23 protein-coding genes are annotated in these 25194 nt (G+C 65.2%); 7 read left to right on the plus strand and 16 right to left on the minus strand.

From position 1 onward, the window contains the following. Positions 1–20 precede the first annotated feature (20 nt). On the minus strand, positions 21–1289 hold the full coding sequence (locus tag OKW43_RS28925) for a glycosyltransferase family 87 protein (protein WP_429451197.1): 1269 nt from the start codon (positions 1287–1289) through the stop codon (positions 21–23). Positions 1290–1932: 643 nt separating this feature from the next. Here OKW43_RS28925 and OKW43_RS28930 point away from each other — a divergent pair. Next, positions 1933–2802: an alpha/beta fold hydrolase gene (locus OKW43_RS28930; protein WP_429451199.1), complete on the plus strand. Its 870-nt coding sequence runs from the start codon at positions 1933–1935 to the stop codon at positions 2800–2802. A 27-nt stretch (positions 2803–2829) separates the two neighbouring features. On the opposite strand, the gene OKW43_RS28935 is transcribed toward OKW43_RS28930, so the two are convergent. From OKW43_RS28935 to OKW43_RS28975, 9 genes are all read right to left on the minus strand, one after another. Continuing rightward, the gene (locus OKW43_RS28935) at positions 2830–3663 is read right to left on the minus strand and encodes a M55 family metallopeptidase (RefSeq protein ID WP_429451201.1); all 834 of its coding nucleotides are present in this window, start codon (positions 3661–3663) and stop codon (positions 2830–2832) included. Continuing rightward, complete coding sequence (locus tag OKW43_RS28940; RefSeq protein ID WP_429451203.1) at positions 3660–4763, minus strand: P1 family peptidase; 1104 nt, start codon at positions 4761–4763, stop codon at positions 3660–3662. The genes OKW43_RS28935 and OKW43_RS28940 overlap by 4 nt, the downstream gene beginning before the upstream one ends. Next, on the minus strand, positions 4760–5665 hold the full coding sequence (gsiD, locus tag OKW43_RS28945) for a glutathione ABC transporter permease GsiD (RefSeq protein ID WP_429451205.1): 906 nt from the start codon (positions 5663–5665) through the stop codon (positions 4760–4762). The genes OKW43_RS28940 and gsiD overlap by 4 nt, the downstream gene beginning before the upstream one ends. 7 nt (positions 5666–5672) lie before the next feature. Beyond that, a complete protein-coding gene (gsiC, locus tag OKW43_RS28950; RefSeq protein WP_429451207.1) occupies positions 5673–6593 on the minus strand; it encodes a glutathione ABC transporter permease GsiC in 921 nt (306 codons plus the stop codon). Positions 6594–6706: 113 nt separating this feature from the next. After that, a complete protein-coding gene (gene gsiB, locus OKW43_RS28955) occupies positions 6707–8269 on the minus strand; it encodes a glutathione ABC transporter substrate-binding protein GsiB (protein WP_429451209.1) in 1563 nt (520 codons plus the stop codon). Between the two features lie 59 nt (positions 8270–8328). Then, complete coding sequence (locus OKW43_RS28960) at positions 8329–10251, minus strand: dipeptide ABC transporter ATP-binding protein (RefSeq protein WP_429451211.1); 1923 nt, start codon at positions 10249–10251, stop codon at positions 8329–8331. 80 nt (positions 10252–10331) lie between these two features. Continuing rightward, complete coding sequence (locus tag OKW43_RS28965; RefSeq protein ID WP_187637161.1) at positions 10332–11321, minus strand: isoaspartyl peptidase/L-asparaginase family protein; 990 nt, start codon at positions 11319–11321, stop codon at positions 10332–10334. Then, positions 11318–12349 (minus strand): MurR/RpiR family transcriptional regulator, encoded by a 1032-nt coding sequence (locus tag OKW43_RS28970; RefSeq protein ID WP_187637162.1) that lies wholly within the window; start codon positions 12347–12349, stop codon positions 11318–11320. Before OKW43_RS28970 ends, OKW43_RS28965 begins: the two co-directional genes overlap by 4 nt. A gap of 108 nt (positions 12350–12457) precedes the next feature. Continuing rightward, positions 12458–13726, minus strand: a complete 1269-nt coding sequence (locus OKW43_RS28975) for an MFS transporter (RefSeq protein WP_187637163.1) — start codon at positions 13724–13726, stop codon at positions 12458–12460. A 93-nt stretch (positions 13727–13819) separates the two neighbouring features. On the opposite strand from OKW43_RS28975, the gene OKW43_RS28980 reads away from it, so the two are divergent. Both OKW43_RS28980 and OKW43_RS28985 read left to right on the plus strand, forming a co-directional pair. Then, the gene (locus tag OKW43_RS28980; protein ID WP_429451214.1) at positions 13820–14530 is read left to right on the plus strand and encodes a pseudouridine synthase; all 711 of its coding nucleotides are present in this window, start codon (positions 13820–13822) and stop codon (positions 14528–14530) included. Positions 14531–14698: 168 nt separating this feature from the next. Further along, a complete protein-coding gene (locus OKW43_RS28985) occupies positions 14699–14887 on the plus strand; it encodes a hypothetical protein (RefSeq protein WP_187637165.1) in 189 nt (62 codons plus the stop codon). 37 nt (positions 14888–14924) lie between these two features. Here the strand turns inward: OKW43_RS28985 and OKW43_RS28990 are convergent, their stop codons facing one another. Then, entirely contained in the window at positions 14925–15971 is a 1047-nt protein-coding gene (locus OKW43_RS28990; RefSeq protein WP_187637166.1) for an NAD-dependent epimerase/dehydratase family protein, read from the minus strand. 94 nt (positions 15972–16065) lie between these two features. Between OKW43_RS28990 and OKW43_RS28995 the strand changes: the two genes are divergently transcribed. The 4 genes from OKW43_RS28995 (at position 16066) to OKW43_RS29010 (ending at position 19716) form a co-directional block, all read left to right on the plus strand. Beyond that, positions 16066–17097, plus strand: a complete 1032-nt coding sequence (locus OKW43_RS28995) for a CDP-6-deoxy-delta-3,4-glucoseen reductase (protein ID WP_429451217.1) — start codon at positions 16066–16068, stop codon at positions 17095–17097. A gap of 392 nt (positions 17098–17489) precedes the next feature. Next, a complete protein-coding gene (locus OKW43_RS29000) occupies positions 17490–18674 on the plus strand; it encodes an acetylornithine transaminase (protein WP_429451219.1) in 1185 nt (394 codons plus the stop codon). A gap of 19 nt (positions 18675–18693) precedes the next feature. Then, entirely contained in the window at positions 18694–19167 is a 474-nt protein-coding gene (locus OKW43_RS29005) for a GNAT family acetyltransferase (protein WP_187637169.1), read from the plus strand. A gap of 255 nt (positions 19168–19422) precedes the next feature. Next, positions 19423–19716 carry a GYD domain-containing protein gene (locus OKW43_RS29010; protein WP_187637170.1) on the plus strand — a complete coding sequence of 98 codons (294 nt, stop codon included), beginning with the start codon at positions 19423–19425 and terminating at the stop codon, positions 19714–19716. Between the two features lie 120 nt (positions 19717–19836). On the opposite strand, the gene OKW43_RS29015 is transcribed toward OKW43_RS29010, so the two are convergent. The 5 genes from OKW43_RS29015 to OKW43_RS29035 form a co-directional block, all read right to left on the minus strand. Continuing rightward, positions 19837–20541, minus strand: coding sequence for an ABC transporter ATP-binding protein (locus OKW43_RS29015; protein WP_376776435.1), 705 nt, complete (start codon positions 20539–20541; stop codon positions 19837–19839). Between the two features lie 17 nt (positions 20542–20558). After that, positions 20559–21350, minus strand: a complete 792-nt coding sequence (locus OKW43_RS29020) for an ABC transporter ATP-binding protein (protein ID WP_187637172.1) — start codon at positions 21348–21350, stop codon at positions 20559–20561. A gap of 20 nt (positions 21351–21370) precedes the next feature. Beyond that, positions 21371–22540: an ABC transporter permease subunit gene (locus OKW43_RS29025; protein ID WP_429451222.1), complete on the minus strand. Its 1170-nt coding sequence runs from the start codon at positions 22538–22540 to the stop codon at positions 21371–21373. 26 nt (positions 22541–22566) lie between these two features. Then, on the minus strand, positions 22567–23517 hold the full coding sequence (locus OKW43_RS29030) for a branched-chain amino acid ABC transporter permease (protein WP_187637174.1): 951 nt from the start codon (positions 23515–23517) through the stop codon (positions 22567–22569). A 228-nt stretch (positions 23518–23745) separates the two neighbouring features. After that, on the minus strand, positions 23746–24948 hold the full coding sequence (locus tag OKW43_RS29035) for a branched-chain amino acid ABC transporter substrate-binding protein (protein WP_187637175.1): 1203 nt from the start codon (positions 24946–24948) through the stop codon (positions 23746–23748). Positions 24949–25194: the final 246 nt, after the last annotated feature.

Consider the following 25194-nt stretch of genomic DNA (forward strand, 5'->3'; position numbering starts at 1 on the left):
CGGCTCCTCGCGAGAATGACTCATACGGCCCGCTGCGCGCGCTGTCGAACCACCGTCGACGGCGAAAAATACCGCGCGACGCAAAGCCCATAAATAATCGCCGCCGCGACGGTATAGGACACGAACCTCGCTGAGAAAAACAGCAATAGCACGGTGAATGCGCCGAGCAGCATCTCCAGCCTGGGGCCGAGTGCGGAGAGCTGCCTGTCGCGTGCTTCGAAGGCCGTGCCACACAGGATCAGCAGCGGAATCAGCGCCAGCATCATGTGGATGGGCTCCAACACCGGATAGGCGACCAGCATCGTCATCGCGGCGAGCGCGTAGTCGATGCGGCTGTCCTGATGGCGGCGAAACACCAGATACGCGGACAGCAGGCACGCGGACAGCACCAACGCCATCGAGACCGTCGACAGCACGGCGCCGGACAGCGGCATGCCGACGGTCGCCGACAGTGTCTGCAATGCACCTTGCACGGAGTTGTTCATCGGCGCGCCACCGCCGCTCATCGCTAGCGCCATGCCGTTCAGGTGGGGCATGTCCACGGTGAAGTAGTGCCATACAACACCGAAGCCGAGGCGTGCTGCGGTGAGCAACGTCAGCACGGCCGCGACGACGACCGCGACCATGAAGGTCCGCCATTCACGCCGCAGCAACAGCAATCCGGCGACAGCCACGGGGGTCAGCTTGATTGCCATCGCAAATCCGAGGAAAAGGCCCGCGGCATAGCGGTCGCCACGCTCGATCAGAGCGAAGGTTGCGATCAGCAGAAAGAACAGCAATTCGTTCGACTGGCCGTCGTAGGTATCTTCGACCAGCGGGAAGCTCAGCAGAGCGAGCGCCACCAGCAGCACGTTCATGCTGCGCTCGGCGCCGCGATACGCCATCTTCACGATGAGGTACACGCCCGCGGCGAACATCGTGACCGATGCGGCCATCCAGATGAATTTCGCTGCGAGCGGCGTCAGCAGCGCGAGCGGCGAAAACACCAGCGCGAACTGCGGCGGATAGGCGAAGAAGATGTCGTCGCCGGTCGAGCGCGCGCCGATCCGCTGCAGAAACGCGACGAGACCGTCGTGATCGTAAAGGCGCGTCGGATCGTGCAGAACGACGTTGAAGGCGTACAGGTAGAGATTGAAGTCGCCAAACGCGTCGGGCGGACTGGCGCGAAACTTCGCGACGATGTGCACGCAATGCAGCGCGAGGCAGGCCACCGCAGTCAATAGAAGAAGCACGGCACCCACACCGACACTCGACCCCAACCTGGTACGTCCGGCGCTCGCGTTGAACATGGTGTTCCCCTGTGCGTTACGTCAATGAACGTGCGGTTGTTGCACCTTCGGACCCGCGATACCGCGGTGACGTGCCACCCGGCCATGCCACCGCTCAGGACAGCGGCGACGTCGCTTCGACGCATCGCAAGAGAGAGGATAGGTTCACGTCCGGTGCCGTCCAGCGAAGAGATTCGGGGACAGCAGAGCTTGTCGGCGTGTGCCGGCTTCGGACCGGGCGATCGGACAGAGATTACCGATTCGCGAAAATCGATCTGTGCGCTTGGGCACATCCATTCGCCCTATCGCGGGAATACCGCGCGTGTCCGTTCAGACAGCGCGCTCGTCAAAGCCCAGGCCACCCCACCCGCGTCACACGAAATGGTCGCTTATCTTCCCGCGGCCTCGATGCCACCACGCACCCCCTCCCGCCGCCGCTTGACCAAGACCGCTGCATAAGGCAGCGTTGCGGCCGCATTAATCAGGCCCTACAGCATGGTCCGGCCCGGCAAACCGGCGATTTTACCGCGACCGGTATTCCTCTGACATACGGAGCCGCCCCCTTTCGTTGTGCGCCGCACTTAAGCGCGCGGATTGTGATTGTCAGGGGGATGGCACCTGGGTATGTTGCCGAAGTCCACTTCTCGACCCGCGGAGCTTCAACATGTTGCCCAGACGTCTGCTTTGCGCCGCCGTGTTGTGCCTCTGTTTCGCGGGCGTGAGTCCGTCCGCGCTCGCGCAGACGGCGCCGGCCGCCCAACAACCGGCTGATGACGCCAGTTCGCAGCCAGGCGCCCAGCCAGCGCCGTCGCCCGCCAATGCTTCGCTCGGCGGCCCGGTGCGCAACATCGTGCTCGTGCATGGCGCGTTCGTCGACGGATCGAGCTGGAACGGCGTAGTCGCGAAGCTGCAGCAAAAGGGTTATCACGTAAGCGCGGTGCAGAACCCGCTGACGTCGCTCGCCGACGACGTCGCCGCGACCCGCCGCGTGCTCGATCGCGAGAACGGTCCGGTGCTGCTGGTCGGTCACTCGTGGGGCGGCGTCGTGATCACCGAGGTCGCCGCGAATGCGCCCAACGTCGCTGGTCTCGTGTATGTCGCCGCGCTCGCGCCGCAACTGCACGAATCGGCGATGGACGTGATGAAGGCCGGCGGCCCGATGCCGGCCGGTCAGAGCATCAGCAAGGACGCGAACGGCTTTTTGTGGGTCGACCGCGCGCTCTATCACGCCGACCTCGCCGCCGACGTGTCCGAGACCGTCGCGCGCGTGCTCGCGGCCGCGCAGGTGCCGATCGCCGCGAATGCATTCGACGAACAGGTCGATCAGGTCGGCTGGAAAAACAAACCGTCGTGGTACGTGCTGACGACGAAAGACCGCGCGGTGTCGCCCGATCTGCAGAAAATGATCGCCGGGCGAATCGGTGCGAAGGTGGTGCCGATCGCGTCGAGCCATCTCGTGCCGGTGTCGCACGCCGGCGCGGTGGCGGAGGCGATCGATCACGCGGCGCGCGAGTTGAGTCGGCAGCAGCAGTAAGCCGCCAGCGGCTCGACGCCCCGTGGCTCAGCGCAGCGTGAACGACATCGCGGACAGGCAGTTCAGCATGCGCACCGCATGCTCGGCCGACGCCGCACTGAAGCGCAGTGTCACGCCATCGACGCGCGTGAGCGTCGGCCATTGGCAGAACAGATCGGCGAGCCCGCTCGTTTGCACGCGCAGTTCGCAGTCGACCGGCTGTGGCTGCGCGCGCGGCGCGGCAGGCGCGCGGCCCGCTTCGACCTGCTGACGGACCACGTCGGACGCGGCGGCCCGCAGCGCTTCGCGCACGCTCGCGGGCGACTGCGTGACGCCGCTGGACTGGCCGGTCGCGGTCTTCGTCACGACGAAACGCGCGTCTGGAAAACGCGGCACGGTTTCCTCGGCGAACACGTCGTCACCCGATAAGAGCACTACACGTGCGCCATATTCTTCAGCGAGCGCGCCGTACAGCCCGGCTTCGCCCAGCTCCACGCCATCGAATGCGACGCGCGCGAACGCGAAGCTGTTGATCGTGTGCGCGAGGACGCCGCGCGTTTGGGCCTTCGCGTGATAGCCGAGCATGAAGACGAGCGCCGCGCCGTATTCGAGCCCGGCCATCATGCCGAGCGTGCGCGGCTTGCCGAGCACGACTTGCGCGCGCGGATCGAGCAGCTCGGGCAGCAGGTTGCGAAAGCCACCGTGCGAATCGTTGACCCACACGTCGATCGCGCCGCCCGCGAACGCGCCTTCGATTGCGGCGTTGGCTTCGAGCGTCATCCAGCGTCGCGCGGCTTCGTATTCGCCATTGCCCGCGCGCGTCTGCTCGGCATGGAAGACGCCGGCGATGCCTTCGATGTCGGTGGAGATCAGGACTTTCATCGCGCGGCATTCCTCAGTAGTTGGGCAAGGCCCGGCACGCTGTCGCGCAGCGACAGCCGTCGATGGCCGTCGCGACCCGTGACGGATTCGGCGCGCCACAACGCGCCGACGATCGCCTGTTCGACGCTGTCGGCGCAGGCGCGAAACAGCGGGTCCATACAGTGATCCGCGACCAGCGGCGGCAGCGCGACGAAGTCCGCGCCCTGCGGCACCGTGTAAGCGGTCGAAAACGCCAGCGCGATATCGCCGCTGCCGTGGCCGTACACCGAGCCGGTACGCGCAAGACCGGCCGCCGCGCGCAACGACAGCCGTTTCAACTGGCGCGCATCGAGCGGCGCATCGGTCGCGACGATCATGATGATCGAGCCTTGCTCGGGTTTGTCGGAGGCGGCATTAGCAACAGCGTTCGCAGCCTCTGCCGCGCCCGCCCGTTCGGCCAGCATGCGGCCGAGCGGCGTGCCGTCGATCGTCAGCATCGGCAGGCGGCCGAAGTTGGCAAGCACGAGCGCGCCAACGGTGTAGTCACGACCCGCCGCACTCAGCACGCGCGACGCGGTGCCGATGCCGCCCTTCAGATCGAAGCACGACATGCCGCGCCCCGCACCGAGCGCGCCGCTCCCGACGTCCGCGCTGGCCGCGTCGAATGCGTCGTTGAAGTGCTGTTCGGCAACGGCAAGCGCCTGAATATCGTTCAGGTAGCCGTCGTTGCATTCGAACACGAGCGGATTGACCGTCGGCCAGTCGCGGCCGATGCGCGGATTCGCGCGAATCGCCGCGCGGATCTGCGCCTGCGCGAGCACGCCGACGCTGAACGTGTTGGTCAGCGCGATCGGCGTCTCCAGCGTGCCGAGTTCGTCGAGTTGCAGGAGCCCGATGCTCTTGCCGAAACCGTTGATCACCGACGCGGCGGCCGGCACCTTGTCAACGAACGGATCACCGCGATGCGGCCGGATCACGGTCACACCGGTTTGCAGCGCGCCTTCGGCAAGCGTGCAATGTCCGACGCTCACGCCGTCCACGTCGGCGATCGTGCCGAGCGGTCCAGCCGGCAACGTGCCAATATGCGGCGCTCGCTCGGCCGAATGGTTGCTGATGCTCATGGCCGATCCAGCTTCGGATCGAGCGCGTCGCGCAGGCCGTCGCCGAGCAGGTTGAACGCGAGCACGGTCAGAAAAATAGCGAGGCTCGGAAACAGCGCGATATGTGGCGCGGTCACCATGTCGGCGCGCGCCTCGTTGAGCATCGCGCCCCACTCGGGCGTCGGCGGCTGTGCGCCGAGGCCGAGAAACGACAGGCTCGCCGCCGTGATAATCGATGTGCCGATGCGCATCGTCAGATACACGATGACCGATGAAATCGTGCCCGGCAGAATGTGCCGCATGATGATCGTCCAGTCCGACGCGCCGATGCTGCGCGCCGCCTCGATATAGGTGAGCTGCTTGAGCATCAGCGTATTGCCGCGCACGAGCCGCGCGAACGCCGGAATGCTGAAGATCGCCACGGCGCAGATCACGTTGATCATGCCGTTGCCGAGAATCGCGACCACGCCGATCGCGAGCAGAATGCCGGGGAACGCGAACAGCACGTCGGCCACGCGCATCGTGATGCGATCCCACCAGCCCTCGTAGTAACCGGCAAGCAGGCCGAAGAACGTGCCGATCACCGCGCCGATCGCGACGGACAGAAAGCCCGCCTCGAGCGAAATACGCGAACCGACGAGAATGCGGCTGAAAATATCGCGGCCCAGCGAGTCGACGCCGAACCAGTGCGCGGCCGAAGGCCCCGCGTTCAGCGCGTCGTAGTCGAAGAAATTCTCGGGGTCGTACGGCACGATTTGCGGCGCGATGATCGCGATCACGATCAGCAGCAGCACGAACACGCCAGCGGCCATCGCGACATGCTGCTTGCGGAACTTGCGCCAGAACTCGCTCCACGGCGTGCGGATCGCGCGTTCGGAGGCAGCGGGATTGGCCGCATTCGGCCCGGTGGCAGTGGTGCTCATGCGGACCTCACTTGAAGCGGATGGTCGGGTTGATCACCGCGTACAGCACGTCGACGATCAGGTTGATGATGATGAATTCGAGCGAGAACAACAGCACCTCGGCCTGGATGATCGGATAGTCGCGCATCGACACCGCATCGACGAGCAACCGGCCCAGGCCCGGCCAGTTGAACACCACTTCGACGACGATCGAGCCGCCGAGCAGAAAGCCGAACTGCAAACCCATCATCGTAACGACGGGAATCAGCGCATTGCGCAGGCAGTGCTTGATGATCACGAGCCGCTCGGGCACGCCCTTCGCACGCGCGGTGCGCACGAAGTCCTCGTGCATCACTTCGACGAACGACGCCCGCGTGAAGCGCGCCATCACCGCCGCGACCGCCGCGCCGAGCGTCAGCGACGGCAGCACGTAGCTGCGCCACGAACCATCGCCGACGATCGGCAGCCAGCCGAGCTGCACCGAGAAGACCTCCATCAGCAGCATGCCGAGCGCGAATGCCGGAAACGAAATGCCCGATACCGCGAGCGTCATGCCGAGCCGGTCCGGCCAGCGGTTGCGCCACACCGCCGACGCGATGCCGATCGCCATGCCGATCACGACCGCCCACACCATGCTCGCGATCGTCAGCCACAGCGTCGGGAAGAAGCGTTCCGCGATCTCCTGGCTCACCGGCCGCTTGCTGCGCGTCGACATGCCGAAGTCGCCATGCGCCATCCGCCAGAAGAAACGGACGAACTGCTGCGGCAGCGGCCTGTCGAGGCCGAGGTCGGAGCGCACTAGCGCGACGGTCGCCTCGTCCGCTTCGGGGCCGGCGGCGAGCCGCGCCGGATCGCCCGGCAGCAGATGCACGAACAGGAACACCAGCACGGCGACGATGAACAGCGTCGGCAGCAGGCCTAGCAGACGTTTGACGAGGAAGTTCAGCATGAAACCCAATCCGGCAAATAAGCGGCAAATGATGCGGGCAACGAGGAATCGTGTGCGGCGGCGGCGCGGCGGCGGCGCGAACCGCCGCCTGCGCATGCCGCCTCGTCAGCTCATCACTTGATCGCGATCTCGTCGAAGTTGAACGAGCCGTCCGGCGCGACGTAAGCGCCCGACAGACGCTTGCTGCGCGCGTACACGACCTTCTCCTTGACGAGGAAGATCCACGGCGCGTCGGCCCAGATGTGCTTCTGCGCGTCGGCGTAGAGCGCGGCCTTCTGGGTGCGGTCGGTGGTTTCGAGCGCCTGCTTCAGATCGTTGTCGACCGCGTCGCTCCTGTAGTACGACGTGTTGACCATCTTCGGCGGGATCGAGTAGCCCGCGAGCAGCGGGCTGATCGCCCAGTCCGCTTCACCGGTCGACGACGACCAGCCCGCGTAGTACATGCGCACCGGCGCGGTCGCCGGGTCCTGCGCGCTTTCGACCTTGGCGACGCGCTGACCCGCTTCGAGCGCTTCGACGCTCGCCTTGATGCCGACCTGCGCGAGCTGCTGCTGCACGAACTGGATCACCTTCTGCGCAGTCGAGTAGTTATACGCGGACCACAGCGTGGTTTCGAAACCGTTCGGGTAGCCCGCTTCCTTCAGCAGTTCGCGCGCCTTGGCCGGATCGTACGGCCAGGGTCCGAGCTTGACCGCATAGTCGACGCCCTGCGGCACCACGCCGTCGGCCGGCGTCGCGTAACCGGCGAACGCGACCTTGGTCAGCGCTTCCTTGTTGACCGCGTAGTTCAGCGCTTCACGCACCTTCGGATTGTCGAACGGCTTCTGGTTCATGTTCATGCTGATGTAGCGCTCGATGATCGACGGCGCCGCGATCAGGTCGACCTTCGGGCTCGACTGCAGTTGCGCGGCCTGTTCGAACGGCACCTGGAACGCGAAGTCCGCTTCGCCGGTACGCATCAGCGCGGCGCGCGTGTTGTTGTCGACGACCGGCTTCCAGTCGATCGCATCGATCTTCGGATAACCCTTCTTCCAGTAGCCGGCGAACTTCTTCACGGTCAGGTCGCCGGCCGGGTCCCACTTCACGAGTTCGAACGGACCCGTGCCGACCGGATGAAACGCGATGTCCTTGCCGTACTTTTTCAGTGCGTCCGGCGAAATCATCACCGCCGACGGATGCGCGAGCACGTTGATGAACGCCGAGAAGGGCGTCTTCAGCGTGATGCGCACCGTGTACGGATCGACGACCTCGGTCTTCTCGATGCGGCTGAACATGTTGTAGCGCTTCAGCTTGTTCGCCGGATCGGTCACGCGGTCGAAGTTCGCCTTCACCGCGGCCGCGTTGAAGTCGGTGCCGTCCTGGAACTTCACGCCATGGCGCAGCTTGATCGTATAGACGCGCGCGTCGGGGCTCGCCTCATAGCTGTCGGCGAGCACGTTGACGAGCTTCATGTCCTTGTCGAAGCCGAACAGCCCCTGATAGAACGACTTCGCGACCGCCTGCGACAGCGTGTCGTTCGCGTCGTACGGATCGAGCGACGTAAAGGTCGACGCGACGGCCATCACGGCCGTGGTTTCAGCGTGCGCCAGATTGCCCGCGAGCATCGCGAACACCACCGCGCCGCCGCTGACGAGCGCGCGCAAACGAAACGAAGAGGACGGGAACAGCAGGTTCATGAGGTTGCTCCAGGCTGCGAGTTGAGGGTGTGACGAAGTCGTTATGGTTGGTGCTTCGCTCAATAGGCGCCGCCGACGCGATGCTGCGCGACGAAGTGATCCGGTCCCACCGCGACGAGCGGCGCGACGACCGGCTCGTCGTGCAGCGCGCGAATCGGGCTCGGAATATCGTCGGCGGCGAGCATGCGCTGCGCGTGACGTCGCGCGGGATCGGCGACCGGCACCGCGCTCATCAGCTTCTTCGTGTACGGATGCCGCGGCGCCTCGAACACCGCGCGGCGCGGCCCGATCTCGACGATCTGGCCGAGATACATCACCGCGACGCGATGACACACGCGCTCGACGACCGCCATGTCGTGCGAAATGAACAGATACGCGACGCCGAGTTCGCGCTGCAGATCGAGCATCAGATTGACGATCTGCGCCTGCACGGAGACGTCGAGCGCGGACACCGATTCGTCGGCGATCACGACTTTGGGATTCAGCGCGAGCGCACGGGCAATCGCGATACGCTGACGCTGGCCGCCCGAGAACTCGTGCGGATAGCGGCGCGCGGCCTCGGCCGGCAAGCCGACTTTCTCGAGCAGCCACGCGACGCGCGCCTGCGCCTCTGCACCCTGCGCGACACCATGCACGAGCAGCGGCTCCATGATCGAGAAGCCGACGGTCAAGCGCGGATTCAACGACGCGAACGGGTCCTGGAAAATAAACTGGATATCGCGGCGCAGCGCCTGCAATGCGGGCCCGCTCAGCGCGCTGATTTCCTTGCCAGCGAATTCGATCGAGCCGCTCTGACTTTCGACCAGCCGCAGCAGCGAGCGGCCCGTGGTCGACTTGCCGCAGCCCGATTCGCCGACCAGCGCGAGCGTCTCGCCGGGCCGCAGGTCGAAGCTGACTTTTTCGACCGCATGCACGCGGCCCGTCATGCGGCCGAACAGGCCGCTGCGAACCGGAAATCGCGTGACCAGATCGCGCACGCGCAGAATTGGCGGCGTGTCGTCGCGCACCGGAGGCTGCGCTACTTCGGCGACGGCCGCGGCGGGCTGCACCGCGGCATCGGCGCCGTTCGCACCGGCCTGCTCGACGCTCAGGATCGGGAAGCGCGCGGGCTGATCGGTGCCCTGCATCGAGCCGAGCCGCGGCACCGCCGCGAGCAGCGCCTTCGTGTACGGATGCGATGGCGCGGCGAACAGCGTGTTCGACGCACCCTCCTCGACCTTGTCGCCGCGATACATCACGAGCACGCGGTCGGCCACTTCGGCGACCACGCCCATGTCGTGCGTGATGAAGATCACGCCCATGTCCATCTCGTCCTGCAGGCCGCGGATCAGTTGCAGAATCTGCGCCTGGATCGTCACGTCGAGCGCGGTGGTCGGCTCGTCGGCGATCAGCAGCGCGGGCTTGCACGACAACGCCATCGCAATCATCACGCGCTGGCGCATACCGCCCGACAGCTGATGCGGGAAACGCGCCGCCACGCGTTTCGCCTCGGGAATGCGAACCAGTGCGAGCAGACGCAAGCTTTCGGCCCGCGCGGCCTCGCGGCTCTTGCCCTGGTGCAACGCGATCGCCTCGCTGATCTGATCGCCGACCGTGAAGACCGGATTGAGCGAGGTCATCGGCTCCTGGAAAATCATCGCGATGTCGGCGCCGCGAACCGTGCGCATCGTGCCGGACGACGCCTTCGCGAGATCGAGCACGCTGCCGTCGCGCCGCCGGAACGCGATGCTGCCGCCGGCAACACGCCCGCCGCCATGCTCGATCAGGCGCATCAGCGCGAGCGACGTGACCGACTTGCCCGAGCCCGATTCGCCGACGATCGCGAGCGTCTCGCCGCGCTCGACCGTGAACGACAGGTTGCGCACCGCGTTGAAGCTTGCGTCGCCGTGGCGGAACGCGACCGTCAGATCGTCGACCGCGAGCACGCGACGCGGCGGCAGGGTTTCGATAAGCGGGCGGGCGGTGTGCGAGGAAGTCGGCACGGTGATTCCTTTGCTTTGAATTCGAACGCGGCTAACAGGGCTTCAAGGGCTTCAGGCCAGGTGGCGACGCCCGCCGGTGGCTAGCGATAGATCGCCGTCACGGGCGCTTCGCCCAACCGCGCGAAACCGCGGTACATGCCTTCGGTATTGAACGGCAGCGTGACGTTGCCCTGCACGTCGACGGCGACGAGTCCGCCCCGTCCGTCGATCTTCGGCAGGCGGTTCATCACGACGTCGTGGGCGGCCTGTTCGAGCGAGACCTGGCGATAGGCCATCTGCGCGGCGACGTCATAGGCGGCGACCATGCGCATGAACATTTCGCCGGAGCCGGTAGTCGACACCGCGCAGGTCGCGTCGTCCGCGTAGCAACCCGCGCCGATCAGCGGCGTGTCGCCGACGCGGCCCACCTGCTTGTTAGTCACGCCGCCGGTCGAGGTCGCCGCGGCGAGATGCCCGTGGCGGTCGAGCGCGACCGCTCCGACGGTGCCGAACTTGCGGTTCGGATCGATCGGCTCGTGCGGCGTCGGCTCGTCGTTGCTCGAAGCCGCGCACGCGAGCGTCGCGGCGTCGTGATCAAGCATCGGACGCTGCAGCTCGCGCGCGAGCTGCCATTGGCGATAGCGCGCGTCGGTATCGAAGTAGCCGTTGTCGACGAGTTCGAGACCCTGCGCGGCCGCGAACGCCTCTGCGCCTTCACCGGTGAACAGCACGTGGTCGCTGCGCTCGAGCACGCGGCGCGCGGCAAGAACCGGATTGCGCACACGCTTCACGCAGCAGACCGCGCCCGCGTCGAGCGTGCGGCCATCCATGATCGCGGCGTCGAGCTCGTGCGTGCCGGCCGCCGTGTAGACCGCGCCGTGACCCGCGTTGAACAGCGCGCAGTCTTCAAGCAGCCGCACCGCTTCGCTGACCGCGTCGAGCGCGCTGCCGCCATCGGCGAGCACGCGCTGGCCGGCGCTCAGCACCGCATTGAGCGCCGCGTGATATTCGGTTTCGGCGCTGGCCGACATCGACGCGCGCAGGATCGTCCCTGCCCCGCCGTGAATGGCAATGACTGCGTTGGAGTTCATCGTTTGGATCGTGGAGTGCGGTTGGTTCGGGCAGGGCGGGCTGCAGTGCTGGCTTTTGCTTCGGTATCGCTGGCTTTCATGCTTTTGGCTTTGGCTTTGGCTTTGGCGTTGTCGGCCTGCGCGGCGCCGGCCGCGCCGGACTGCGGATCGAACAGCCACGGCAGCACGAACTCGCTGACCTCCGCGGCCGCCTTGACCGAGCGTTGCGCGCGATACGCAACCGCGTCGCACAACGCCTCGATGACCGCGAGCACGGCCGAATCGGCATTCGACGCAAGACGCCGGTCGGTGCGCACATACAGCGCCAGGTCCGCGCACTGCACGAGCGGCGAGCGTGGACCGTCGGTGAGCGCCAGCACGCGCGCGCCGCGTTCGGACGCGCGGCGCACGAGCTCGATCGTGTCCTCGACATAGCGCGGAAACGCGATGCCGATCACGAGATCGCCCGCACCCGAGCGCACCAGGTGCCGCGCCGCATGCGACGGCCCGCCGATCAGCGCCAGCGAATGCACGTTGTCGTGATACGGGCTCAGGCCGTGCTCCATCAGGCTCGCCAGAAACGCGCTGGCGCCGAAGCCGATCACGAACACGCGGCGCGCGGCGATGATCGCGTCGACGGCGGCGTCGGCGCTCGCGCGATCGATCGACGTACGCGTCGTCTGCAGATTGTTGGCGGCCTGCTCGAGCGACGCGTCGATCAGATCGTCACCGGCCGCGAGCGTTTCCTGCGCGCTGCGCAGCCGCTCGACCGGCGCGAGCGTCGCCTCGAAGCCACGCACGAGCGCCTCGCGAAACTGCGGATAACCGTCGAAGCCGAGCGCGCGCGCAAACCGGTTCGCGCTCGCGACCGACGCGCCGACCACGCTCGCCAGTTCGTCGATACGCATCGTCGCCGCACGGAACAGATGGGCCAGCACGTACTCGCCCATGCGCTGGTGGATCGGCGTGAGCGTCGGCATCGCGGCGGTGATGCGCGTGGCAATGGCCTGCTCGGCGGGGTTCGGCACAGCGGACGAGTGATGGATCATGCGAACGGACCGGCGTGGCTGTTCAATGCGTATCGGATGAAAGAATATTTACATGAAACCCACGCCAAAAAAAATTCATTTTCATCGTTTCGAGGGTTTTCACCGTGCTCAGCACGCCGCCGCGCTCTGCTCGGGGATGCCCATGAGCCGCGCCGCCGGCGACATCACGATGATCAGCGCCTGCACGGCAAACGCGAACGCCGCCGCGATCAGGCACACGTCGATGCTCCAGCGCGCGCTGAGCGCGGCGCCGAGCAGCGCGCCCACCGGCCGCGCACCGTAGGTGGCGGTGCTGATCAGCGCGGACACGCGGCCGATCATCCGTTCCGGCGTGATCGCCTGACGCAGCGTCGTCGAGCCGACGACCCACAGGATCGGTCCCGCGCCGAGCAGGTAGAAGCTCGCGAGCGCGAGCCAGAACGATGGAACGACGAGCGTCGCTGCCATCACGAGCGATGCCAGCAGGCCGCACGACGGTCCGACGATCAGCAGACGGCCGAACGCGAGACGCCGCGCGACCGCGGGCGCGGCGAGCGCGCCGCACACCATGCCGACGCCGTACGCGCCGAGCGTCACGCCGACCGCCGATGCATTGAGCCCCAGCCGATGCACCGCATACGGCACATAGACCGCCTGCAGGATGAAGAAGCCGAGATTGAAGAACACGGCGGTGAGCAGCATCGGCAGCAGCAGCGGATCGCGCAGCACAAAGCGCGTGCCGTCGCGCAGCTCCAGCATGAAGTGCCGCCGCGGCGTAGCCGCCCGCGGCGGCTCCCGCAATCCCGCCAGCAACGCGACCGCGAACGCCGACAACACCACCGCGCCGCCATACGCCCAACCCGCGCCGATCCAGCCGACCAGCGCGCCGCCCAGCGCCGGCCCGGCCGAGTACGCGACGCTGCGCGCGAGTTCGAGCCGGCCGTTCGCGTTCGCATAGAGCTCGCGCGACACGATCGACGGCACCAGCGACGGCGCCGCGACGTTGTAGGCGACCGTGCCGGTCGCGGCGACGAAGCCGAGCGCGCCGAGCAGCGGCAGATTCAGCGCATGCGTGAGCACGAGCAGCAGCACGCACAGCATCGCGCAGACGCGCACGCTTTCGGCCAGCGTCATCAGCACGCGGCGCGAGCGGCGGTCGGCCCATACGCCGAGCGGCATCGACAGCAACAGGAACGGCAGCGTCTGCACGGTTTGCAGCAGTCCGGTGTCGCGTGCGTTGGCGCCGAGCGCGAACACCGCGACGAGCGGCGCGGCGGCGAGGCTGATCTGCTCGGCCGATTGCGCGCACAGGTTCGACCAGGCGAGGCGCTGGAACGCGCGGGGCAGACGTTGCGCGGTGGAAGATGAAAACGGCGAAGCGGAAGACGTGGCGGACATCGAGGCACTCCCGAGGTTGACGTGACGCATCCATCGTCGACGCTACGGGCCCGCGGGGCGCTCCGGTTCTTGCGGTGTTATTCTTCGCTCGCCATGAATCTCGAAAGTATTCTCTTTACTCAAGGTTTCGGTTCGCGTCGCCAATGCCGCGCGCTGATCGGCGCCGGCCGCGTCTGCGTAGACGGCGCTATCCGCACCGATGCCGATGCCGATTTCGCCACTGACAGCGGCGCGTTGCGCTTTAGCGTCGACGGCGTCGAATGGCCGTATCGCGAGCACGCGTATCTGCTGCTGAACAAGCCCGTCGGCTACGAATGCTCGCGCGATCCGCAGCATCACCTGAGCGTGTTCAGCCTGCTGCCGCCGCAGTTCGCCGAGCGCGGCGTGCAGTGTGTCGGCCGTCTCGATCAGGACACCACGGGCCTCTTGCTGCTCTCGGACGACGGCAAGTTCGTGCATCAGTTCACGTCGCCGAAACGCAAGGTGCCGAAGCGCTACATCGCGACCACGCGCCATCCGCTCGACGACGCGCAGCTTGCCGCGCTGCGCGACGGCGTGCTGCTGCACGGCGAGATCAGCCCGAGCGCCGCGCTCGACGCCGAGGCGCGCGACACTCACACGCTCGCGCTCACCGTGCTCGAAGGCAAATACCACCAGGTCAAACGGATGATCGCGGCCTCGGGCAACCGCTGCGAGGCGCTGCATCGCGAGCGGATCGGCGGGCTCGCGCTGCCCGCGGCACTCGCGCCCGGCGCATGGCAATGGCTCGACGAAGCGGGCCTCGCCGCGCTGCGGGCCGGGTAAACGACTACCGCGCAGCGAGTGCCGGTCTAAGCCCTTGATGCGCCGCAGAAAGCCCGCGCGCATTGCGGTGCGGCGCACATAGGCGGTGGCGATGCAGCATGCCGTGGCATGCATGTCGCCCTATACTTGCTTGAATAAACGACTACAAAGGCTTCGAGGAGGCGCGCCATGCATATCGCCGGCACGATGGCGTTTTCGCACGCGATGTTTGCGTTTATCTGGTTTGCGCTGCTGCTGGTTGGCGGATCGCTGGTGATCATGCGGCTGCGGCACAAGTACCATCCGAATCTGATCGGCGCGCTGCTCGGCGGCATGCTGTGTTTTCTGTTGCTGGAAGTGCTGCCGTCGCTGACCTGATGCCGGGTGGACCGCCTGGCGCGTTTTGCGCGGCGGCTTAATGCGGTGCGGCCTGGCCGCCCTTGCCCACGGTTTCGCGCAAAAAATCGTCGACGCTCGGATAGCGCAGACGCATCCGCAACTCTTCCTTCAGACGCCGGTTCAAGAGCCGGCGCGACTCGCGCATGAACGACAGCAGCATCGGGTCGATCTGCTGCTCCGCCTGCACGCGCGTGATGCGCGGCGCACGCGCGAGCCCGAACGCGTCGGCGACCGCGTCGAAATACTGCCCCATCTTCAGCGACGAATCATCGGAGGCGTGCAGTGCGCGCCCGGGTCGCCCATGCGTGGCAAGACGCACGAGGATCGCGGCGAGGTCGTCGGCGTGGATGTGATTCGTGTACACGTCGTCGGCATCGACGAGCGCCGGCGTGCCTTTTTCGAGCCGCGCGAGCGGCAGCCGGTTGCGCGCATAGATGCCCGGAATCCTCGCGATGCTCGCGGCGACGCTGCCACGCGCGGTCGCGCGCCGCAACTGCCGCTCGGCGGACACGCGTCGCGTGGCGCGCGCATTCGCGGGACGCGTCGCGCGTGTCTCGTCGATCCACGCGCCGCCGCAATCGCCATAGACGCCCGTCGTGCTCGCGTAAACGATGCGCACCGGTGCGCGCGAAGCGCCGGCCCGGCGCACCCCGTCGGGTACAATATTGGGCGCTTCAGCGTCCCGAACTGAGGCGCGCGCACGGCGCAGCCGCGCGATGGGCACCACGGACGACCTTGCCGCGCAAGCGCCAATGCGGCCCGCGGCACCTAGCGTCGCCAACAGTGCGCGAGTGCGTCGATCATCGTCGCCGGACTTCTGTGGCGGCGCGAGATGCAGCACTGTCGGCGCGAGGCGCGCGAGCCGTTTGAGGCTGCGGCGCGCGTCGAGATCGCCGACGAGCGGCGTCACGCCGGCGGCGCGCAACTCGTCGCAGCGCCCGGCATGGCTCGTCAACGCGAAGACGTGCGCGCGCGGCCGCAATAGAGGCACGCAGCGCATGCCGACGTCGCCGCATCCTACGATCAGCACGCGCGGCCGGCGCAAGTGTCGTGTCGCTTTCATGGTGGACGCATTGTAGCGGTCATACGCAACAGGTACCGCGCGGTTGGTCCGGCGGGTCCGATTACGATTCCGACTTTTCGATTCCGAACACTTTATGGCATTTAACGTCACGCTCCGGCAAACCGGCCGGCAATTTCAGGTAGAACAGGACGAACCGGTGCTCTCCGCGGCCCTGCGTCAAGGCGTCGGCCTGCCGTACGGGTGCAAGAACGGCGCGTGCGGTTCGTGCAAGGGCACGGTCGTGAGCGGCGAGGTCGAGCAGCGCGCGCACTCGTCGTCGGCGTTGTCGAACGACGAAAAGACGCGCGGCATGGCGCTGCTGTGCTGCGCGACCGCGTGCTCCGATCTCGAAGTCGACATCCGCGAAGTGGCCGGCGTCGGTGACGTGCAGATCAAGAAGCTGCCATGCCGCGTGAACGCGATCGAGCGCAAGGCCGACGACGTGATCGTCGTGAAGCTGCAACTGCCCGCCAACGAACGTCTGCAATATCTGGCCGGCCAGTACCTCGAATTCATCCTGAAGGACGGCAAGCGCCGCAGCTATTCGATGGCGAACGCGCCGCACGTCGAGGGCCCGATCGAGCTGCACATTCGCCACATGCCCGGCGGCGCCTTCACCGATCACGTGTTCAACACGATGAAGGAGCGCGACATCCTGCGCTTCGAGGCGCCGCTCGGCACATTCTTCCTGCGCGAAGACTCGGACAAGCCGATCGTGCTGCTGGCGTCGGGCACCGGCTTCGCGCCGCTGAAGGCGATCGTCGAGCATGCGGTGTTCAAGAACATCACGCGGCCCATGACGCTCTACTGGGGCGCGCGCCGCAAGAAAGACCTGTATCTGCTCGAACTCGCCGAACAGTGGGCGCGCGAGATTCCGAACTTCAAGTTCGTGCCGGTGCTCTCCGAGCCCGACGCAAGCGACGCGTGGACGGGCCGCACGGGCTTCGTGCATCGCGCGGTGATCGAAGATCTGCCCGACCTGTCGGCCTACCAGATGTATGCGTGCGGCGCGCCGGTGATGGTTGAATCGGCGCTGCGCGACTTCACGCAGCATCACCAGCTGCCGGAAGACGAGTTCTACGCGGACTCGTTCACGAGCGCGGCCGATCTCGCGAACGCGGTCTGATCGCACCGCGGCAAACGGCCCGCCCGCGCGCTTGAATGAGCGCTCGCGTGGGCCGTTCGCGCCGAACATGTCAATGTCGCGACGTGTCGGCAAATTCGCCTCGATGCGGCGCCAGGGCAAATTCATGGTTTACACCAGCACTTTTCTTATCGTATTCTTTCGCGCATGAACCGCATCCAGTCCGAACTCCGACGTCGCCGCTCGCCGCTCCCCTAGGGACGCCGCTGGCTTCGTCACGGACTCGCGCCACACACAAACCTGGGCGCAAGCTGTTCGAATCATGAAAGCCACGGCATGCCGTGGCTTTTCTGTTTTTCCGGCCGAGTTTCGTTGGCCAAACCGTCACCGTTTCTTCACATTGCTCTCACCCTTTTGCCCTGGAGCCTGCCGTCATGAATTTCAATGAGTATCCAATCGATTCGCTGATGTACATCACGAACCGGCCCGAAATCGTTTTCACGCATGGCAAAGGCTCGTGGATTTACGACAGCAACGGCAAGCGCTACCTGGATTTCATTCAGGGCTGGGCGGTCAACAGCCTCGGCCACTGCAACGACGGCATGATCGAAGCGCTGAACCAGCAGGCCAGGCTGCTGATCAACCCGTCGCCGGCGTTCTACAACGAGCCGATGGCAAAGCTCGCGGACCTGCTCACGCAACACAGTTGCTTCGACAAGGTGTTCTTCGCGAACAGCGGCGCCGAGGCGAACGAAGGCGCGATCAAGCTCGCGCGCAAGTGGGGCAGAAAGTTCAAGAACGGCGCGTTCGAGATCATCACGTTCGATCACAGCTTCCACGGCCGCACGCTCGCGACGATGTCGGCCAGCGGCAAGCCCGGCTGGGACACGATCTATGCGCCGCAGGTGCCGGGCTTCCCGAAGGCGGACCTGAACGACATCGCGTCGGTGGAAAAGCTGATCAACGCGAAGACCGTCGCAGTGATGCTCGAGCCGATCCAGGGCGAAGGCGGCGTGATCCCCGCGTCCCGCGAGTTCATGCAGCAACTGCGCGAGCTGACGAAAAAACACGACATCCTGCTGATCGTCGATGAAGTGCAAAGCGGCTGCGGTCGTGCCGGCACGCTGTTCGCGTATCAGCTGTCGGGCGTCGAGCCGGACATCATGACGCTCGGCAAGGGCATCGGCGGCGGCGTGCCGCTCGCGGCGCTGCTGTCGAAGGCGGAAATCGCCGTGTTCGAAGCGGGCGACCAGGGCGGCACCTACAACGGCAATCCGCTGATGACCGCGGTCGGCTACTCGGTGATTTCGCAGCTGACGGCGCCGGGCTTTCTCGAAGGCGTGCGCTCGCGTGGCGAATATCTGCGCACGAAGCTGCTCGAGCTGTCCGAAGAGCGCGGCTTCAAGGGCGAGCGCGGCGAGGGTCTGCTGCGCGCGCTGCTGCTCGGCAAGGACATCGGCAACCAGATCGTCGAGAAGGCGCGCGACATGCAACCCGACGGCGTGCTGCTGAACGCCGCACGTCCGAATCTGCTGCGCTTCATGCCGGCGCTTAACGTGACGACCGAAGAGATCGACCAGATGCTGGCGATGCTGCGCTCGGTTCTCGACTCGCTGTAATCAACCACGGAGCGCACCGGTGACGACGAACACGACGCTGTCGATCCGCCGCTTCGACGCGAGCGATACCGAAGCGGTGATCGCGCTATGGCAGGCGGTTTTTCCCGAGTATCGGGATGTGACGAGACCGCAGCGCAATCCGCGTCTGTCGATCGCGAACAAGCTCGCGACGCAGCCGGAGCTGTTCTTCGTCGCGGTGCTCGAGGGCCGAATCGTCGGTACCGTGATGGGCGGCTATGACGGACACCGCGGCTGGCTGTATTCGCTAGCGGTCGACGCATCGCTGCGGCGTCATGGCATCGGAACGCGACTCGTCGCGCACGTCGAGAGCGAGTTGACGAAGCTGGGTTGTCCGAAGCTGAATCTGCAGGTGCTATCGTCGGCGACGCCTGAGGTGCGCGCGTTCTACGATGCGCTCGGTTATCGCGCCGATGCGGTGATCAGTCTCGGCAAGCGGCTCGGCGAATACGCGGACGCGGCTCCGGCGGCTTGATTCGCGTCGCACGCCTGATTAAAAAGGCCGCATGCGCTGATTGGCGTATGCGGCCTTTTCAATGGTTCTCCAACGAGCGGCAGATATCGGCGGATTCGGACAAACAGCGGATGGCGGGCAGGTGGATTGTCTAAACTCGTTTACGCACGAGACGACGCCGGGGCTGGAAAGACAGGTTTGCGGCGATTCGGGACCCTCGCCGGGGCGGCTCATGCGTCCGAGTCCCAACATGTTGGAATCGTAAGGGGAATCTTCATGGCGACTTATGTGGTGCTCCTGCAATTTACGGATCAGGGTATCCGCACGATCAAGAACAGCGCACAGCGAGCCGGGCAGGCGGCAGAGATGGCGAAAACTTTCGGCTGCGAAATGAAGCAGATCTACTGGACCTTGGGGGAATACGACGTTGTCTCGATCGTCGAAGCGGCAGACGAGCAGAGCTTCCTCGCCTTCGGTTTCGCGCTCGGCTCGGCCGGCAATGTCCGCTCTCAAACGCTGCGTGCGTTCACAAAAGACGAAATCAGCGCGGTTATCGGGCGACTCCCTTAATTCACGCTCCAACCGAAAAAATAAAACGCGCCCCACGACGTTGCATCGTGAGGCGCGTTGCAAGCAGGACGTGTACGCGAATGGCACGCGCCCTGCTCATCACCTACTTTATTCGCCCACTCATTCACCCAGATAGGCGGCCCGAACCTTCGGATCGTCGAGCATCTGTTTCGCGTCGCCCGACATCGTGATCAGACCGGAGTCCATCACGTAACCGCGATTCGCCGCCTGCAGCGCGAGACGCGCGTTCTGCTCGACGAGCAGCACGGTCATGCCTTCGCCCGAAATCAGGCGCACCACTTCGAAGATCTTCTCGACCATGATCGGCGACAGACCCATCGACGGTTCGTCGAGCAGCAACAGTTTGGGACGCGAGATGATCGCGCGCGCCATCGCGAGCATCTGCTGCTCGCCGCCCGACAGCGTGCCCGCGTATTGCGTCGCGCGTTCCTTCAGACGCGGAAAGAAGCCGAACATGCGCTCGACGTCCGACTTGATGCCATCCTCATCGTTGCGCAGATACGCGCCCATCTGCATGTTCTCGACGATCGACATGCGCGCGAAAATGCCACGCCCTTCCGGCACCATCGCGAGACCGCGCTTGAGCAACTCGTGCGCCGGCAGCCCCTTGATCGACTGACCCATGTACTCGATGTCGCCGCCCGCATACGCCTTCAGGCCCGTGATCGCCTTCATCGTCGTGGTCTTGCCCGCGCCGTTCGCGCCGATCAGCGTGACGAGTTCGCCCTGCCCGACTTCGAGGTCGACACCCTTGACCGCCTGGATGCCACCGTAGTTGACCTGCAGGCCCTTGATTTTCAACATTGCTTGCGTCGTGGACATCAGTGGACCCCCGCACCCAGATAAGCTTCGATCACCTTCGCATCCTTCTGCACGTCCTGCGGCAGACCCTGCGCAATCACCTTGCCGTAGTCGAGCACCGTCATCTGGTTGCACAGGCCCATCACGAGCTTCACATCGTGTTCGATCAGCAGAATCGTCCTGCCGTCCGCGCGGATCTTGTCGAGCAGCCTGGTCAGCTCGACCTTCTCGGTGGCGTTCATGCCGGCCGCCGGTTCGTCGAGCGCGAGCAGCTTCGGATCGGTCGCCAATGCACGCGCGATCTCCAGACGACGCTGGTGGCCGTACGACAGGTTGCGCGACGTGTAGTCCGCGTACTGCGTGATGCCGACGTAGTCGAGCAGTTCGAGCGCGCGTTCCTTGATCTCGCGCTCTTCCTGGCGTTCGGCCGGCGTCTGGAACACCGCGCCGAGCAGACCGTGCTTCGTGCGCACATGACGGCCGACCATCACGTTTTCGAGCGCGGTCATGCCGCCGAACAGACGGATGTTCTGGAACGTGCGCGCGATGCCCGCCTTCGCGACCTGATAGACCGCGGTCGGCGTGTAGTTCTCGCCGTCGAGCTTGAACTCGCCTGAATCCGGCGTGTACAGACCCGTGATCACATTGAAGAAGGTGGTTTTGCCGGCGCCGTTCGGGCCGATCAGACCGTAGATCTCGCCCGCGCGGATCTGCAGGCCGACCTCGGAAAGCGCCTGCAGGCCGCCGAAGCGCTTGTTGACGCCCTTCACCGACAGACGGATCGCCGCATTGTTGCTTACGTTATCGCTCATGTCTTTATCTCCACCGGACCTTATGCGCGCACCGGCTTCTTGCCGCTACGCTTCGCCAGTTTCGCAATCTTGTCTTCGTGCTTCGGCGCGGGCCACAGGCCTTCCGAGCGATACAGCATGATCACGACCATCGCGAGACCGTACAGCAACTGACGGATCACTTCGGTATCGACGATTTCATGGCCGAAGATCATGTTCTGCAGCGGACCCATCGTCGAGCGCAGAAACTCGGGGAACACCGCCAGCAGCACCGCGCCGAGGATCACGCCCGGAATGTGGCCCATGCCGCCGAGCACCACGCAGGCGAGCACCACGACCGACTCCCAGAACGTGAACGATTCCGGTGACACGAAGCCCTGGAACGAGCCGAACATCGCGCCCGACAGGCCGCCGAACGACGCGCCCATCGCGAACGCGAGCAGCTTGACGTTACGGGTATTGATGCCCATCGCCTTGGCGGCGATTTCGTCTTCGCGGATCGCGGCCCACGCGCGGCCTATACGCGAATGCTGCAGACGCGTACACGTCCAGATCACGAGCAGCGCGCACAGCACGAACAGGTAGTAGTACAGGTACACCGACGGGAACTGCATGCCGAACAGCGTGTGCGTCTGCGCGAGGCTGAAGCCGCCGACCTGCACCGGGTCGATCCCCGTGATCCCCTTCGGGCCGTTGGTGATGTTCACCGGACGGTCGAGGTTATTCATGAAGATCCGCACGATTTCCCCGAAGCCGAGGGTCACGATCGCGAGGTAGTCGCCCCGCAGTCGCAGCGTCGGCGCACCGAGCAGAATCCCGAACATCGCGGCGATCGCCATCGCGATCGGCACGATGATCCAGATCGGCACGTGGATGCCGTTCGGCGCGAGATGCGCGATCCACTCGAATTGCGTCGCGAGGTGCGGCGAGCTCAGCAGCGCCGCGACGTAGGCGCCGATCGCGTAGAACGCGATGTAGCCCAGGTCCAGCAGGCCGGCAAAGCCCACCACCACGTTCAGGCCCAGCGCGAGCATCACGTACAGCATCGCGAAGTCGAGCACGCGGACCCAGTAGTTGCCGCCCGCCGCGCCGATCACCATCGGCGCGGCGATCACGAAGATCGCCGTGAGGATGCCGATGGTCAGCGTCTTCGTGCGGTTCTTTTCGGGGATGAGCGTCGTGGACGGCTCGATCGGTTGAATTGAGGTCATGATTGTTGACTCCTTGTGGCCCGGGATCAGGCGCGATCCGCGACACGTTCGCCGAGCAGACCCGACGGACGGAACACGAGCACGACGATCAGCACGATGAACGCGAACACGTCCTGGTAGTTACTACCGAACACGCCGCCCGTGAGGTTGCCGATATAGCCGGCGCCCAACTGCTCGATCAGGCCGAGGAGCACACCGCCGACCATCGCGCCGCCGAGATTGCCGATACCGCCCAGCACCGCCGCGGTAAAGGCCTTAAGGCCAGGGATGAAGCCCATGTAGAAGTGCGCGTTGCCGTATTCGGACGCGATCATCACGCCGGCGAGCGCAGCCAGCGCCGAGCCGATCATGAAGGTCGCCGAAATCACGAAGTTCGGGCTCACACCCATCAGGCTCGCGACGTTCGGGTTTTCGGCGATCGCGCGCATTGCACGGCCGAGCCTGGTCTTGTGCACGAGCAGCAGCAGGCCGCCCATCACGAGGAACGCCACCACGATGATCACGATTTCGGTCATCGAGATCACGGCGCCGGGCGTCGTGTCGGTCGCCTTGATCACGTTGATCGGGTCGGTGGGCAACAGCTGCGGGAACGGCAGCGGATTGCGCGACCAGATCATCATCGCGAGCGTCTGCAGCAGAATCGACACACCGATCGCGGTGATCAGCGGCGCGAGACGCGGTGCGCGCCGCAACGGCCGGTAGGCGACCCGCTCGATCGTGTAGCCGACCACCGCGCAGACCGCCGCCGCGATGATCAACGCGATGACGAGCGTCAGCACATTGCCGAGGCCGGGGAAGTGGTTCTGCAGCACACCTATGGCGGAGAGCGCAACCATCGCGCCCACCATCAACACGTCGCCGTGAGCGAAGTTGATGATGCCCAGAATGCCGTAAACCATCGTATAGCCCAGTGCGATGATGGCGTAGACACTGCCAAGCACCAGTCCATTCAGGATCTGCTGGATGAAGATATCCATTTAATGCTCCTTAGCCCGTGCGACTGGATTCGCGTTTTTCATCTGCCGGTGGGCGGTGATGCGCTACGAATCTCAACGGCACTGCGGGTACTGATGTAAAAGACCGGTAAGGGTTATCCGCTGCCGGCTTGCCCTGACGACCGTGATGCGGTCGCGAGCGCCCCTTGGGCGGATGCAAAAACGGCACCGTTGGATGGTGTCGGTGCCGTCAGGCCGAACTTCCCGTCATCACATCTTTACGACGTCGAGCACTGCTTTCTTGCCGTCCTTGAAGTCGTAAAGCGTAATGGCGCCCTCTTTCAAATCACCCTTGTCGTCGAACGCGATGTGGCCGATTACCCCGTTGTAATCGGTCGAAGGCATCGCAGCCAGCACCTTGGGCGCCTCGATAGAATTAGCGCGCTTCATTGCATCGACGATCACATACACAGCGTCATACGTGAACGGCGCGTAAATCTGCACCGGCGTGTGGAAACGGTCCTCGTACTTCTTTTCGAAGTCCGCTCCCTTGTCCATTTTCGAAAGCGCCAGTCCTGCTTCCGAACAGACCAGGTTTTGCACGGCGGTACCCGCCAGCTCACCTACCTTGTCGGTACACACACCGTCGCCGCCAAGGATTTTTGCCCTGATATCGAGCGCCGCCGCCTGCTTCGTGAACGGCCCGCCCGTCGCGTCCATGCCGCCGAACATGATGGCGTCCGGCTGAACACTCTTGATCTTCGTGAGAATGGCCCGGAAATCCGTGGCCTTGTCGTTCGTCGCCTCGCGCGCGACGATCTTCGCGCCGCTCGCCTCGGCGGTCTTCGCGAACTCGTCCGCGAGACCCTTGCCGTAGGCGGTCGCATCGTCCACGACCGCGATGCGTTTGGCGCCCATCGCCTTCGTCGCGTAATTGGCGAGCGCCGGACCCTGCTGCGCGTCGGTCGCGACCACGCGGTAGGTCGTCTTGAACCCCTGCTGTGTGTAGGCCGGATTCGTCGACGACGGCGAGATCTCCACGATGTTCGCGTCGCTATAGATCTTCGACGCCGGAATCGAGACGCCGGAGTTCAGGTGCCCGATCACCGCGACCACGTGATCGTCGACCAGCTTCTGCGCGACGGCGGTGCCGGTTTTCGGGTCCGCCGCATCGTCCTGCGCGTCTAGCTGCAACTGGATCTTGCGACCGTCGATCGTCAGACCTTGCGCGTTGATTTCCTCGACCGCGAGGCGCGCCCCATTTTCGTTGTCCTTGCCCAGGTGCGCGATGCCGCCCGTCAACGGGGCCGCATGACCGATCTTCACGATAGTCGCTTCGCTCGCGGCGGCGACCGCCGCGGCCGAAGCCGCCGATGCGCCCGTTCCCGCTTCGCCATCCTGTTTCTTGCCGCACGCGGTCAGCATCGCAACCGCGGCCGCGATGGACACGGCGTAAGCAAATTTGACTCGCATCAAGTAAGGTCTCCTGCGCCTTGCAAAATCCATTGTTCGGGACCTGAAGGCCTTGAGAACGCGCGCATTGTAACTCCAATTATGCGGGTGGCAATATTGTTGAACCGGTGGGGTTTTCCTGCATTGCAACCTGAATCGGAGACTGAAATGACGCAAAAAGCGCAACCCGGTTGCTACCCGTTTTCGCGCACCAGTTGCACCGTCACAGAGCCCGATGGCATCAAGTGTTGCGGCCGATCGGTCTGG

The organism is Paraburkholderia sp. WC7.3g (assembly GCF_050436345.1).
Taxonomy (GTDB): domain Bacteria; phylum Pseudomonadota; class Gammaproteobacteria; order Burkholderiales; family Burkholderiaceae; genus Paraburkholderia; species Paraburkholderia podalyriae.